This is a genomic window from Diaphorobacter ruginosibacter, from assembly GCF_040396215.1.
In the GTDB taxonomy this organism is placed as follows: domain Bacteria; phylum Pseudomonadota; class Gammaproteobacteria; order Burkholderiales; family Burkholderiaceae_C; genus Diaphorobacter_A; species Diaphorobacter_A ruginosibacter_A.
This window is the reverse complement of sequence record NZ_JBEBOW010000003.1, coordinates 1-13,481: the sequence shown is the minus strand read 5'-3', so window position 1 is coordinate 13,481 and position 13,481 is coordinate 1. Positions and strand designations below refer to the sequence as shown.

Here is a 13,481-nt window from a genome sequence, read left to right as displayed (position 1 = left end):
ATGACCTTTATGGAACAGCCCGTGGCGATCTCGGCTCCCGCGGCTCGCAGATCGCGCCAGGCCAGGGTGGTGTGGGGCGAGCGCGTCGTCACCGTGGGGGGCGACGCTCCGGTGCGCGTGCAGTCCATGACCAATACCGACACGGTGGACGCCATCGGCACGGCCATCCAGGTGAAGGAACTGGCGCGCGCGGGCTCCGAGATGGTCCGCATTACCGTCAACACGCCGGAGGCGGCGGCGGCTGTGCCCTACATCCGCGAACAGCTCGACCGCATGGGCGAGAACGTGCCCCTGGTGGGTGATTTCCATTACAACGGCCATCGTTTGCTGACGGAGTACCCGGACTGCGCCAAGGCGCTTTCCAAGTACCGCATCAACCCGGGCAATGTGGGCAAGGGCGACAAGCGCGACCGGCAGTTCGGGCAGATGATCGAAGCTGCGATCCAGTACGACAAGGCGGTTCGCATCGGCGTGAACTGGGGCAGCCTGGATCAGGAATTGCTCGCCAGCCTGATGGATCAGAACAGCCGCCGTGCCCGGCCCTGGGACGCCAGGCAGGTCATGTACGAAGCGCTGATCACATCCGCCATCGACTCCGCCCGGCGCGCGGAGGAAATGGGGCTGGACGGCAACCAGATCATTCTTTCGTGCAAGGTCAGCGGCGTTCAGGACCTGATCTCCGTTTACCGTGAACTTTCGCGCCGCTGCGACTACGCGCTGCACCTGGGGTTGACCGAGGCCGGCATGGGCACCAAGGGTATCGTCGCCTCCACCGCGGCGCTGTCGGTGCTCCTGCAGGAAGGCATCGGAGACACCATCCGCGTGTCGCTCACGCCGCAGCCGGGCGAGGCCCGCACGCAGGAAGTGGTGGTCGCCTCCGAGATACTGCAGTCGCTGGGCCTGCGCATGTTCGTGCCCAGCGTTACCGCCTGCCCCGGCTGCGGCCGCACGACCAGCACGACGTTCCAGGAATTGGCCAAGCAGATCGACGACTTCCTGCGCATGCAGATGCCCATCTGGCGCGGCCAGTATCCGGGCGTGGAAAAGCTCAAGGTGGCGGTGATGGGCTGTATCGTCAACGGGCCGGGCGAGAGCAAGCATGCAGATATCGGCATCAGCCTGCCGGGTACTGGCGAGGCGCCCGCCGCGCCGGTGTTCATCGACGGCGAAAAGGCGATGACCTTGCGCGGCGAGGGCATCGCCAGGGAATTCCAGCAGATCGTCGAAGGCTATATCGCCAATCGTTTTGGCGCGGGGAAGGCGCAGGAAGCTGTGTGATTGAACAAACGATCACTTGATTGACGAGATCGTGCACCGGTTTTCGGAGTGCGCTTTCGCATTCAGGTGAAAATCCCATCTTTCGCATCATTGAAGGCGCGGCCGAAGCGCCACAGACAACTAAAAGGTATTTCAGTTGAGCAAGACTCAAAAATTGTTGGCCATCAAGGGGATGAACGACATCCTCCCGCCCGAGTCAGCCAGGTGGGAGTGGCTTGAAGAGAAGGTCCGCAACCTGATGGCGCGCTTTGCCTACCGCAACATGCGCACGCCCATCGTCGAGCCCACGGCGCTCTTCGTGCGCGGCCTGGGCGAGGTGACCGACATCGTCGAAAAAGAGATGTACTCGTTCGAGGACAAGCTCAACGGCGAGCAGCTCACGCTGCGCCCCGAGGCCACGGCGGGTGTGGTGCGCGCCGTGGTTGAACACACCATGCTGTATGAAGGCGGCAAGCGCCTTTACTACATGGGACCCATGTTCCGCCACGAGCGCCCGCAGCGCGGCCGCTACCGCCAGTTCCACCAGATCGGCGCGGAAGCTCTGGGCTTTCCCGGCGCCGAGGTCGATGCGGAACTGATCCTGCTGGCCCACAGCCTCTGGCAGGAGATCGGCCTGCAGAATGTGGAGCTGCAGCTCAACAGCCTGGGTCAGCCGCAGGAGCGCAAGGCGCACCGCGCCGCGCTGATTGCCTATCTGGAGAAGAACGTCGATGCGCTCGACGAAGACGCGCGCCGCAGGCTCTACAGCAATCCGCTGCGCATCCTGGACACGAAGAACCCGGCGATGCAGGAATTGGTGGACGGCGCGCCGCGCCTGTACGATTTCCTGGGCGAGGCGTCGCTCAGGCATTTCGACACCGTCAAGGCCATTCTCGATGCCAACGGCATCCCGTGGACGATGAACCAGCGCCTCGTGCGCGGGATGGATTACTACAACCTCACCGTATTCGAGTTCGTGACGACCCAGTTGGGCTCGCAGGGCACGATTTGCGGCGGGGGGCGCTACGACTACCTGATCGAGGAAGTCGGTGGAAAGCCCGCTCCCGCCGTGGGCTGGGCGCTGGGCGTCGAGCGCGTGCTGGAACTGCTCAAGGAACAGGGCAGCCAGGTACCCGCATTGGCGCCCGATGCATACGCCGTGGTGCCCGATGCCGCAAGCCTGCCCCAGGTCATGGCGACGCTGCAGAAGCTGCGCGCCCTGGGCGTCAGCGTGCAGATGCATACTCCCACGACCGCCGGTGAAGGCATGGGCAGCATGAAGTCGCAGTTCAAGAAGGCGGATGCCAGCGGCGCCCGCTTCGCATTGGTTTTCGGCTCGGACGAGATGGCGCGCGGCGCGGTCACCGTCAAGGCGCTGCGCGACGGCGACGGTCAGCAGGCCGAGCGGCAGCTCTCGGCCATTGACGGCTGGGCAGATGCTCTCAAGATTTCTGGTTAAGCAAACAAGCAGCGGAACACATCATCATGGCCAATCATTTTGACCTCGAAGAACAGGAACAGATCGACCAGATCAAGCACTTCTGGAAGACCTGGGGAACGCTGATCACAGCGGTGGTGGTCGTCGTCTGCGGCGGTTTCGCCGCATGGAACGGCTACCAGTTCTGGCAGAACCGCCAGGCCGTGCAGGCATCCCGCCTGCTCGACGAAGTGGATGCGGTTGCCATGGCAAACGACCCGCAGCGCATACTGCCCGCATTCGAGGAGATGAAGTCGCGCTATCCCTCGACGGCCCAGGCGGGGCAGGCGGCGCTGACCGCCGCCAAGGTGATGGTGGACGCCGGGAATCTCGACGGCGCCAAGCCGGTGCTGGAGTGGCTTGCGGCCCAGGGAAAGTATGACGGACAGAAAGCGGTCGCGCGCCTGCGCCTGGCCGCCGTGCTCATGGAGCAGAAGGCCTATCCCGAGGCGCTTCAGAAGCTGGAGGGCAACGTGCCGCCCGAATTCACGGCTGCGTTTGCCGACCGCAGGGGGGACGTGCTGGTGCTGCAGGGAGACACCAAGGCCGCCGCGCTGGAGTACCAGAAGGCATACGCCGCGCTCGATTCGCGCAATACCTATCGCCGCGTGATCGAGGCCAAGCTCAATGCGATCGGCTCGAAGGTGCAGGTCGCGTCGGCTCAAACAACCGGGAGTAGTCAGTGAAACTGAAAATGCTGTCGTCCAGTCCATCCCGCGCGGCCCTTGTGGGCAGTGCGCTGTTGTGCTCCGCGCTCGTGCTGAGCGGTTGCTCGTTCTTTGGCCGCTCGGCGCCGAAGCCGGCTGAACTCGGCCCCAACATCCCGGTCATTCCCGTGGCGCAGGCTTGGCACGCCAAGATGGGCAAGGCCGCGAACATCGTGCTGGATGTGCACGTGAACGGCAATACCGTGGCGCTGGCGTCGGATTCGGGCGAGGTGCTGGTGCTGGATGCGCGCACCGGCGCCGACATCTGGCGGATGAATGTCGGCGAGCCGCTGTCGGCGGGCGTGGGCACGGATGGCCGCTGGAGCGCGGTAGTCAGCCGCGGCAATCAACTGATCACCATTGAAGGGGGTCGGGAAATCTGGCGCAAGAGCCTGCCCGTGCAGGTCTTCACGGCGCCGCTGGTGGCGGGCAACCGCGTGTTCGTGCTGGCGGCGGACCGGTCGGTCTATGCCTTCGACGCGGCGTCCGGGCAGCGCCTGTGGACGCAGCAGCGCCCGGGCGAGTCGCTTATCCTGCGCCAGCAAGGCGTGCTCCTGCCGGTCGGCAACACGCTGGTGACGGGCCTGGCGGGCCGGCTGATCGGATTCAACCCCGACGATGGCTCGATTCGCTGGGAAGCTCCGCTCGCCAGCCCGCGCGGCACCAACGATGTGGAGCGCCTGGTGGAAATTGTGGGGCGCACGAGCCGCATCGGCGACAACCTGTGCGCGCGGGCCTTCCAGGCATCCGTGGGCTGCATCGACGCCAATCGCGGCGCCGTGATCTGGACGCAGACCGCCAAGGGCAGCGAAGGTATCGATGGGGACGACAAGAACCTCTACGGTGTCGAGAGCAACGGCAGCGTCATTGCGTGGAAGCGCAGCGATGGCTCCAGGGTATGGAGCAGCAACCGCCTGCTCTATAGGGAGCTGACCGCGCCCCTGGTGCTGGGACGTTCCGTGGTGATTGGCGATTCGACCGGCAATGTGCACATGTTGTCGCGCGAGGATGCCGCGCCGCTCAACCGTCTGACGACGGATAAATCAGGTATTGCGGCGGCTCCAGTGGCCGCTGCCGACACGCTCGTCGTGGTCACCCACGACGGCGGAATCTTTGGCTTCAGGCCGGAATAGACTCAAACAACATGAAGCCTGTTATTGCTTTGGTCGGACGCCCCAACGTGGGCAAGTCCACCTTGTTCAATCGACTGACGAAATCGCGTGACGCCATCGTCGCCGACTTCGCCGGATTGACGCGTGACCGGCATTACGGAAATGGCCGCCAGGGCAAGCACGAATACATCGTGATCGACACCGGCGGTTTCGAGCCGGACGCATCCACCGGCATCTTCCGCGAGATGGCCAAGCAAACGCAGCAGGCGGTTGCGGAGTCCGACGTGGTCATTTTTGTGGTGGACGTGCGCGCCGGCCTGTCGGCGCAGGATCACGAGATCGCCAAATACCTGCGCCGTCTGGGCAAGCCAACGCTTTTGGTGGGCAACAAGGCCGAAGGCATGAAGGACAGCATGCACATGTCCGAGTTCTATGAACTCGGCCTGGGCGAGGTGTACCCGATTTCCGCCGCTCACGGCCAGGGGGTTCGCGCGCTGGTCGAACATGCGCTCGCGCAGCTCGACCTGCCGGAGCCGGACGACGATGAAGACGATCATGGCGCCGGCGTTATTCGCCTGGCGGTGGCCGGGCGCCCGAACGTGGGCAAATCCACGCTGATCAACACCTGGCTGGGTGAAGAGCGCCTGGTCGCATTCGACCTGCCGGGCACGACGCGCGACGCCATTTCCGTGCCCTTCGAGCGGCTGGGCCAGCGTTTCGAGCTGATCGATACGGCCGGCCTGCGCCGCAAGGGCAAGGTGTTCGAGGCCATCGAGAAATTCTCGGTGGTCAAAACGCTGCAGGCGGTTGAAAACGCCCACGTCGTGCTCCTGCTTCTGGATGCCACGCAGGGCGTGACCGATCAGGACGCGCACATCGCGGGCTATATCCTTGAAAGCGGCCGCGCCGTGGTGCTGGCGGTGAACAAATGGGACGCCGTCGATGATTACCAGCGCCAGATGGTGGAGCGCTCGATCGAAACCCGCCTGTCGTTCCTGAAGTTCGCGCCGCTGCATTTCATCTCCGCGCGCAAGCGCCAGGGCATCGGCCCGCTGTGGACGTCGATCCTGCAGGCCTACAAGTCCGCAACCTGCAAGATGCCCACGCCGGTGCTCACGCGCCTGCTGCTGGAGGCGGTGCAGTTCCAGACCCCCAAGAAATCCGGTATGTACCGCCCCAAGCTGCGCTATGCGCACCAGGGAGGGATGAACCCGCCGGTCATCATCATTCATGGCAATTCGCTCGAACATGTGACGGACGCCTACAAGCGCTTCCTCGAGGCGCGCTTCCGCAAGGAATTTAATCTTGTAGGAACACCCTTGCGAATTGAAATGAAGACCTCACATAATCCTTACGCCGACAAATAATCCTATTGAGGCGCTAGCACTGAAACAACAGTCGTTCAAGCCCCCGCAGGGTGTGGGAGGTGGCGGCTGTGGTAAGGTGTCGGTTTACAACAACGCTCTGAGAACACGGAGAATATCGTGAGCAATAAAGGCCAACTTCTACAAGACCCATTCCTGAACGCACTGCGCCGTGAGCATGTGCCCGTTTCGATCTATCTGGTCAACGGCATCAAGCTTCAAGGACAAATCGAGTCCTTCGATCAGTACGTCGTGTTGCTGCGCAACACGGTGACACAGATGGTCTACAAGCACGCCATCTCCACCATCGTCCCGGGGCGCGCCGTGAATTTCTCCACGGCGGAAAACGCGGAAGCTGACAACAATCAGTAATATCGCCATTTGCATGGCGGTCACTCTTCGGCCGTCAAGGCCGAGAGTTCTTATTTGAAGGCTCTAGACTTTGAGCGTTGAAGATCCAGTCCCTGCGCAAGATAAAGCCCCGGTCATTCTTGTCGGGGTTGATTTTGGAACTCCCCATTTCGATGGGGAGCTCGAAGAACTCGGCCTGTTGGCCGAAACCGCGGGCCTCACGCCCGTTGCCCGGCTCACCTGCAAGCGCAAGGCGCCTGATGCGGCGCTGTTTGTCGGCTCGGGCAAGGCGGAGGAGATCCGTCTCCTGGCCCAGACCTATGGCGCCAGGGAGATCCTTTTCGATCAGGCACTGAGCCCGGCCCAGCAGCGCAATCTCGAACGCGCGCTGGCGCTTCCGGTCAATGACCGGACCTTGCTGATCCTTGAAATCTTCGCCCAGCGTGCACGCAGCCATGAAGGCAAGCTGCAGATCGAGCTGGCGCGCCTGCAATATCTGAGCACCCGGCTGGTTCGCCGCTGGTCGCACCTGGAGCGCCAGCGCGGCGGTATCGGCGCGCGCGGAGGTCCGGGCGAAACACAGATCGAGCTGGACCGGCGGATGATCAATGATGCGATCAAGCGCACCAAGGAACGTCTCGTCAAGGTCAAGAAGCAGCGCAACACGCAGCGCCGCCAGCGCGAGCGCCGCGAGGTGTTCAGCGTGTCACTGGTGGGTTACACCAACGCGGGCAAATCAACGCTGTTCAACGCGCTGGTAAAGGCTCGCGCCTATGCGGCCGACCAGCTTTTTGCCACGCTCGACACCACTACGCGCCAGATGTACCTGGGCGCGGAGATCGGCTCCATCTCCATCTCGGACACCGTCGGCTTCATCCGCGATCTGCCTCACGGCCTGGTGGATGCGTTCCAGGCAACGCTGCAGGAAGCGGTCGAAGCCGACCTGCTGCTGCATGTGGTGGATGCCTCCAATCCGAATTTCCCCGAGCAGATCGAGCAGGTTCAGCGTGTCCTTCAGGAAATCGGCGCCGACGAGATCCCGCAGGTCCTGGTGTTCAACAAGCTCGATGCCATCGCTGCGGGGCAACTGCCCGTGCAGATGCGAGATGAATACGAAATCGATGGCCGCAGGCTGCCGCGCGTGTTTGTGAGCGCGCGCGACGGCGAGGGCTTGCAACTGCTTCGCCAGGAGTTGTCCGAGAACGCAATGGCATTGGGAAAGCGCATGATGTCCCTTGAGCCCGCTGTTGAATTTCGGCCTGATGAACATTGATTGGCACAATACTTATTTATCAAGCGTCTAAGAGAATAAGAGACTTGGCATGAATTCTGACAACTTCGCATTTCGCCGGGCCAGCCTGCCCCGGCGCATACGCGGGATGTTCAACCTGAATGATCCTCGCTGGGGTCGTGGTGATGACTCATCCGAAGGCGGTTCGCAGCCTTCGGACAACCAGCAGCCGCGTCCTCCGCAAAATGGCCAGCAGCCCGATGGGCGCCAACGCGGCGGACAAGGAAATTCCGGCCAGCCGCCGGATCTGGATGAAATGTTCAGGGACCTCAACCGCAAGCTCGCGGGGCTGTTTGGCGGCGGTAACGGCAAAGGGCCGGGGAACGGCAACAACGGAGGCTTCCAGCCGGGCATGAAGAACGCGGGTGTCAGCCTGGGCGTCATCGCGGCCGTGGCCGTGGTGATCTGGCTGGGCACCGGTGTGTTCATCGTGCAGGAAGGCCAGCAGGCGGTCATCACCCAGTTCGGCAAATACAAGTCAACCGTGGGCGCGGGCCTGAACTGGCGCCTGCCATACCCCATTCAAAAGCATGAACTTGTCTACGTGACCCGCATCCGCTCGGCGGACGTGGGGCGTGACAGCATCATCAAGAGCACGGGGCTTCGTGAATCGGCGATGTTGACCGAGGACGAGAACATCGTCGAAATCAAATTTGCCGTGCAATATCGTCTCAACGATGCACGCGCATGGCTGTTCGAGAGCCGTGACCCGGAGAGCGCGATTGTGCAGGTCGCTGAAACAGCGGTGCGCGAAGTGGTTGGAAAAATGCGCATGGACTCGGCTCTGGCCGAGGAGCGCGACCAGATCGCCCCGCGTGTGCGCGAACTGATGCAGACCATTCTCGACCGCTACAAGATCGGCGCGGAGATCGTGGGCATCAATCTGCAGCAAGGCGGCGTGCGCCCGCCGGAGCAGGTGCAGGCGGCTTTCGACGATGTGCTGAAGGCCGGACAGGAGCGCGTGCGTCTTCAGAATCTTGCGCAGGCCTACGCCAATGATGTGGTGCCGCGCGCCGCAGGTTCGGCTTCTCGCCTCAAGGAAGAGGCCGAGGCGTACAACGCGAGGATCGTGGCCACGGCGCAGGGTGACGCGGGCCGCTTCAGTTCCGTTCTGACCGAATACCAGAAGGCCCCGCAGGTTACGCGGGATCGGATGTACACGGATTCGATGCAGCAGATCTACTCCAACGTCACCAAGGTGCTTGTCGATTCGAGCAAGGGCTCGAACCTGCTGTACCTGCCACTCGACAAGATCATGCAGTCGGTTTCGCAGGCCTCCAATGCGGCGGTTTCGACCACATCCGATGTGCCTTCCACCACAGCACCGGCGGCAGCGCCCGCCGCGTCCAGCAATGACGCACGCAACCGGGACCCGAACCGCTCGCGTGACCGTGAAACGCGATAGGAGACAGACGTGAACAAAATTGGTTTTTGGGTAACGTCGCTGCTTATTGCTCTCGCGTTGGCAAGCTCGATGCTGTTCGTCGTGGACCAGCGTCAGTTCGGCGTGGTCTATGCGCTCGGACAGATCAAGGAAGTCATCACCGAGCCCGGTCTGAACGTCAAGCTGCCGCCGCCGTTCCAGAACGTGCGCTATATCGACAAGCGTCTGCTGACGCTCGACAGCTCCGATACCGAGTCCATGCTCACTGCCGAAAAGCAGCGCGTGGTGATCGACTGGTATGTCCGCTGGCGTATTTCCGATCCGTCGGCATATATCCGCAACGTGGGTCCGGATGAAGCGGCTGGCGCAATGCAGCTCAATCGAGTGGTGCGCAACTCCTTCCAGGAAGAGGTCAATCGCCGCACGGTGCGCGAACTTCTCTCGGTCAAGCGCGATGCGCTGATGTCGGACGTGAAGCGCGAAGTGCTCGAAGCGGTCCGTGGCGGAGCCAAGCCTTGGGGTATCGACATTGTTGACGTGCGCATCACGCGCATCGACTATGTCGAAGCCATTACCGCATCGGTCTATGGACGCATGGAGGCGGAGCGCCAGCGCGTGGCCAATGAATTGCGCTCCACGGGCGCCGCCGAGGCTGAAAAGATCCGCGCGGATGCCGACAAGCAGCGTGATGTGATCGTCGCCAATGCCTATCGCGATGCGCAAAAGGTCAAGGGCGATGGTGACGCGCAGGCTGCCCGAATCTACGCCGATGCGTTTGGCCGCGATCCCGGCTTTGCGCAGTTCTACCGAAGCCTGGATGCCTACAAGGCGAGCTTCAGCAAGAAGAGCGACGTGATGGTGATCGATCCGTCGTCCACGGAATTCCTCAAGAATTTCGTGGCGCCCGGCGCGGCAGCCGCGCGCGGCAAACAGTGATGTGAAGCTGCGGCTGTCCGGGCAACGCATCGCTCAACGCCATGGACTGGTTGCAAGCTCTCTGGCCGGCACTCGCCTTGCTGCTGGTTCTGGAGGGCTTGCTTCCCTTTTTCTCGCCCGCCACATGGCGAAAGGCCATGATGCAGATTGCGCAGTTGCGGGACGGCCAGATCCGGTTTTTCGGTTTGCTGGCCATCGTCGCGGGTCTGGTGATTTTCCTGCTGTGCTGATGGAAGACCCGTCCGGCGCTGCTTGATTCACGGCAGTCCGGTAGAATCACGCTTTTAACAGCACTCCCATTTCCCATGTCTGCTTGGGTCCTGCCGGATCACATCGCCGATGTCTTGCCTTCCGAGGCGCGGCGCATCGAAGAACTTCGTCGTGGATTGCTCGACACGGCCCGTAGCTATGGTTACGAGTTGGTGATGCCCCCACTGCTGGAGCATTTGGACTCGCTGCTGACAGGCGCTGGCGAGGCGCTTGATCTACAGACATTCAAACTGGTCGATCAGCTCTCGGGCCGCTCGCTGGGTCTGCGTGCCGATACCACGCAGCAGGCCGCCCGCATCGACGCCCACTTGCTCAACAGGCTCGGTGTCACCCGTCTTTGCTATTGCGGCCCCGTGCTGCATGCGCTCCCCGATCGTCCACATGCCACTCGCGAGCCTTTGCAGTTCGGAGCGGAAATCTACGGCCATGAAGGCATAGAAGCGGATATCGAGTCGGTTCAATTGGCTCTCGAATCGTTGCGTGTTGCGGGCGTCGAGGACATGAGCGTGGACATGGCGGATGTCCGCATCGTGCGCAGCCTGCTCGCGGGCGTGCCGGTGGGCCTGCAGACGCTTGCCAAGGTGCATGCCGCGCTCGCGGCCAAGGATGTCAGCGAACTTTCGGCACTCACCAGGAATTTCCCCAGCCACTCGCGTGACGGATTGCTGGCGCTCACGCGCCTGTACGGCGACATCAGCGTTCTCGACAAGGCGCAGGCAGAGCTGGGGGCCATTGCCGGCGTCAAGCATATGCTCGATGAGTTGCGCTCCATTGCGTCCCGCATCACGGGCGCCAGGGTCACCTTTGATCTGGCCGATCTTCGTGGCTACGCTTATTACAGCGGCGCCCGCTTTGCGATCTACGTGCCCGGTGCGAGCGATGCGCTGGTGCGCGGCGGCCGCTACGACGAGGTGGGCGCCGTATTCGGGCGCAATCGTCCGGCGGCTGGATTCAGTCTCGACATCAAGCAATTGGTGAGTGTGGTGGCGCCCAAGCCGCTCAAGGCGGCGATCCGCGCGCCCTGGAGCTGGGATGGCGCCGGTGCGCAGGCAATCGCTGGCCTGCGCCGCGACGGTGAAACGGTGGTCTGCGTGCTGCCGGGACACGAAAGCGAAGTGGATGAATTCCACTGCGACCGCGAATTGGTACAGGTAGCAGGCCAATGGGTCGTGCGCGCTATCTGACGTTTGGTTTTTTAAGCATTTGATCGGATTCGAAATGAAGACAAGCAAGGGTCGTAACGTTGTTGTCGTCGGTACCCAATGGGGCGACGAAGGCAAGGGCAAGCTGGTGGACTGGCTGACCGAAAGCGCGCAAGGCGTCGTGCGTTTCCAGGGCGGCCACAATGCCGGGCATACGCTTGTGATCAATGGCGTGCGTACCGCATTGCACCTGATTCCCAGCGGCATCATGCGCGCCGGCTCCAAGTGCTACATCGGCAACGGCGTCGTGCTGTCGGTGTCCAAGCTGTTCGAGGAAATCGAAGGCCTTGAAAAGGCGGGAGTGGAAGTGCGCTCGCGTCTTCGCGTGAGCGAAGCCTGCCCGCTGATCCTGCCTTTCCACGCTGCGCTGGATGTGGCGCGCGAAGCGGCGCGCGAATCCGGCGGTGTGGAGAAGATCGGCACCACGGGCCGTGGCATCGGTCCCGCCTATGAGGACAAGATCGCCCGCCGCGCGCTGCGCGTTCAGGACCTGAAGTACCCCGATCGTTTTGCAGCCAAGCTGCATGAATTGCTGGCCTTGCACAACCACGTGCTCACCACGTTCCTGGGCTCCAGGAACTTCCAGTTCGGCGATGCGCTCAAGCCCTACATGAAGGACGGCGCCGTTCTGTTCGAGCCGGTCTACGAAGAGGCCATGCGCCAGGGTGAGTTGCTCAAGCCCATGATCGCCGACGTGTCCTGCGAACTGAATGAGGCGCACAAGGCCGGCGCCAACCTTCTTTTCGAAGGCGCCCAAGGCACGCTGCTCGACGTGGACCACGGCACTTATCCCTATGTGACCTCCAGCAACTGCGTGGCCGGCAACGCCGCAGCGGGCTCCGGCGTCGGCCCCGGCCTGTTGCACTATATCCTCGGCATCACCAAGGCATACTGCACACGCGTTGGCGGCGGCCCGTTCCCCACCGAACTGGATTGGGAAAAGGAGGGCACGCCCGGCTATCACATGAGCACCGTCGGTGCGGAGAAGGGGGTGACCACGGGCCGCAGCCGCCGATGCGGTTGGTTCGATGCCGCCCTGCTCAAGCGCAGCGCGCAGGTCAATGGCCTGTCGGGCCTGTGCATCACCAAGCTGGATGTGCTTGACGGCCTGAAGGAACTGCAGTTGTGCGTCGGCTACGAGCTCGATGGCCAGCGCATCGATCTACTGCCCTTGAGCGCGGAAGAGATCTCCCGATGCAAGCCGATCTATGAAACCATCCCGGGTTGGACAGAGTCCACCGTGGGCATGACCCAATATGAGTCTTTGCCGGCGAATGCGCGCAAATATCTGGAGCGTATCGAGCAAGTGACGGGCGTGCCCATCGCCATGATCTCCACCAGCCCGGACCGTGATCACACGATCCTGATGCACAACCCGTACGCTGCTGAATAAGAGCGAATTCCGCCGCGGCGCGGCAAGAGTTCCAAGCAATACCACGAGCGATATCTGCCATCCGATCAGGAGTAAAGAATGTTGACAGAAGACGGCAAGCACCTCTACGTCAGTTACGACGAGTACCACAACCTCATTGAAAAGCTGGCGCTCAAGGTGCATCAGTCGGGATGGGAGTTCGACACCATCCTGTGCCTCGCGCGTGGCGGCCTGCGCCCGGGCGACATGCTGAGCCGCATTTTCGACAAACCGCTGGCAATCATGTCCACCAGCTCCTACCGTGCCGAAGCGGGTACGGTCCAGGGGCACCTGGATATTGCCCGCTTCATCACGACACCCAAGGGAGAGATCGCCGGCCGTGTGCTGCTGGTCGATGACCTGGCGGATTCCGGCCATACGCTCAACGCCGTGATCTCCATGCTCAAGAGCAACTATGCGCCCATCACCGAACTGCGAAGCGCGGTGATCTGGACCAAGGCGCTTTCGACTTTCACGCCGGACTATTCCGTGGACTACCTGGCCACCAACCCCTGGATCCATCAGCCCTTCGAGACCTACGACAACCTGACGCCTGCAAAGCTGATGGAAAAGTGGCGCGTCTGAGCGCTCACACAGGCCAGAGCCATCATTCAAAGGGAAAGATGAAAAATCTTTCCCTTTTTTGTTTTTCGCCCTCCAGGAGGCCTACAATCGCGCCTTCGTCAACACGGCTGAAGGTTTTATCCGAAGGGATTTCG

Annotated in this window: 13 protein-coding genes; all 13 read left to right on the top strand. The window is 62.3% G+C overall.

Annotation, left to right across the window (positions count from 1 at the left end; translation table 11 throughout):
* The 13 genes from ispG (at position 1) to ABWP92_RS00915 (ending at position 13,347) form a co-directional block, all read left to right on the top strand.
* On the top strand, positions 1–1,278 hold the full coding sequence (gene ispG, locus ABWP92_RS00975) for a flavodoxin-dependent (E)-4-hydroxy-3-methylbut-2-enyl-diphosphate synthase (RefSeq protein WP_353233471.1): 1,278 nt from the start codon (positions 1–3) through the stop codon (positions 1,276–1,278).
* A gap of 172 nt (positions 1,279–1,450) precedes the next feature.
* Positions 1,451–2,716 carry a histidine--tRNA ligase gene (gene hisS, locus ABWP92_RS00970; protein WP_353233519.1) on the top strand — a complete coding sequence of 422 codons (1,266 nt, stop codon included), beginning with the start codon at positions 1,451–1,453 and terminating at the stop codon, positions 2,714–2,716.
* Positions 2,717–2,742: 26 nt separating this feature from the next.
* Positions 2,743–3,420: a YfgM family protein gene (locus tag ABWP92_RS00965; protein WP_353233470.1), complete on the top strand. Its 678-nt coding sequence runs from the start codon at positions 2,743–2,745 to the stop codon at positions 3,418–3,420.
* Between the two features lie 8 nt (positions 3,421–3,428).
* Positions 3,429–4,574 carry an outer membrane protein assembly factor BamB gene (gene bamB, locus ABWP92_RS00960; RefSeq protein ID WP_353233518.1) on the top strand — a complete coding sequence of 382 codons (1,146 nt, stop codon included), beginning with the start codon at positions 3,429–3,431 and terminating at the stop codon, positions 4,572–4,574.
* A gap of 11 nt (positions 4,575–4,585) precedes the next feature.
* Entirely contained in the window at positions 4,586–5,920 is a 1,335-nt protein-coding gene (der, locus tag ABWP92_RS00955; RefSeq protein ID WP_353233469.1) for a ribosome biogenesis GTPase Der, read from the top strand.
* Between the two features lie 117 nt (positions 5,921–6,037).
* The gene (gene hfq / locus ABWP92_RS00950; protein ID WP_353233468.1) at positions 6,038–6,289 is read left to right on the top strand and encodes an RNA chaperone Hfq; all 252 of its coding nucleotides are present in this window, start codon (positions 6,038–6,040) and stop codon (positions 6,287–6,289) included.
* Between the two features lie 70 nt (positions 6,290–6,359).
* A complete protein-coding gene (gene hflX / locus ABWP92_RS00945; RefSeq protein WP_353233467.1) occupies positions 6,360–7,541 on the top strand; it encodes a GTPase HflX in 1,182 nt (393 codons plus the stop codon).
* Positions 7,542–7,590: 49 nt separating this feature from the next.
* Positions 7,591–8,964, top strand: coding sequence for an FtsH protease activity modulator HflK (gene hflK, locus ABWP92_RS00940; protein ID WP_353233466.1), 1,374 nt, complete (start codon positions 7,591–7,593; stop codon positions 8,962–8,964).
* 9 nt (positions 8,965–8,973) lie between these two features.
* On the top strand, positions 8,974–9,879 hold the full coding sequence (hflC, locus tag ABWP92_RS00935) for a protease modulator HflC (RefSeq protein WP_353233465.1): 906 nt from the start codon (positions 8,974–8,976) through the stop codon (positions 9,877–9,879).
* Positions 9,880–9,920: 41 nt separating this feature from the next.
* Positions 9,921–10,109, top strand: coding sequence for a DUF2065 domain-containing protein (locus ABWP92_RS00930; protein ID WP_353233464.1), 189 nt, complete (start codon positions 9,921–9,923; stop codon positions 10,107–10,109).
* Positions 10,110–10,184: 75 nt separating this feature from the next.
* A complete protein-coding gene (locus ABWP92_RS00925; RefSeq protein WP_353233463.1) occupies positions 10,185–11,333 on the top strand; it encodes an ATP phosphoribosyltransferase regulatory subunit in 1,149 nt (382 codons plus the stop codon).
* Positions 11,334–11,367: 34 nt separating this feature from the next.
* Positions 11,368–12,744, top strand: a complete 1,377-nt coding sequence (locus ABWP92_RS00920) for an adenylosuccinate synthase (RefSeq protein WP_353233462.1) — start codon at positions 11,368–11,370, stop codon at positions 12,742–12,744.
* A 78-nt stretch (positions 12,745–12,822) separates the two neighbouring features.
* A complete protein-coding gene (locus ABWP92_RS00915; protein WP_353233461.1) occupies positions 12,823–13,347 on the top strand; it encodes a phosphoribosyltransferase in 525 nt (174 codons plus the stop codon).
* Positions 13,348–13,481 lie beyond the last annotated feature (134 nt).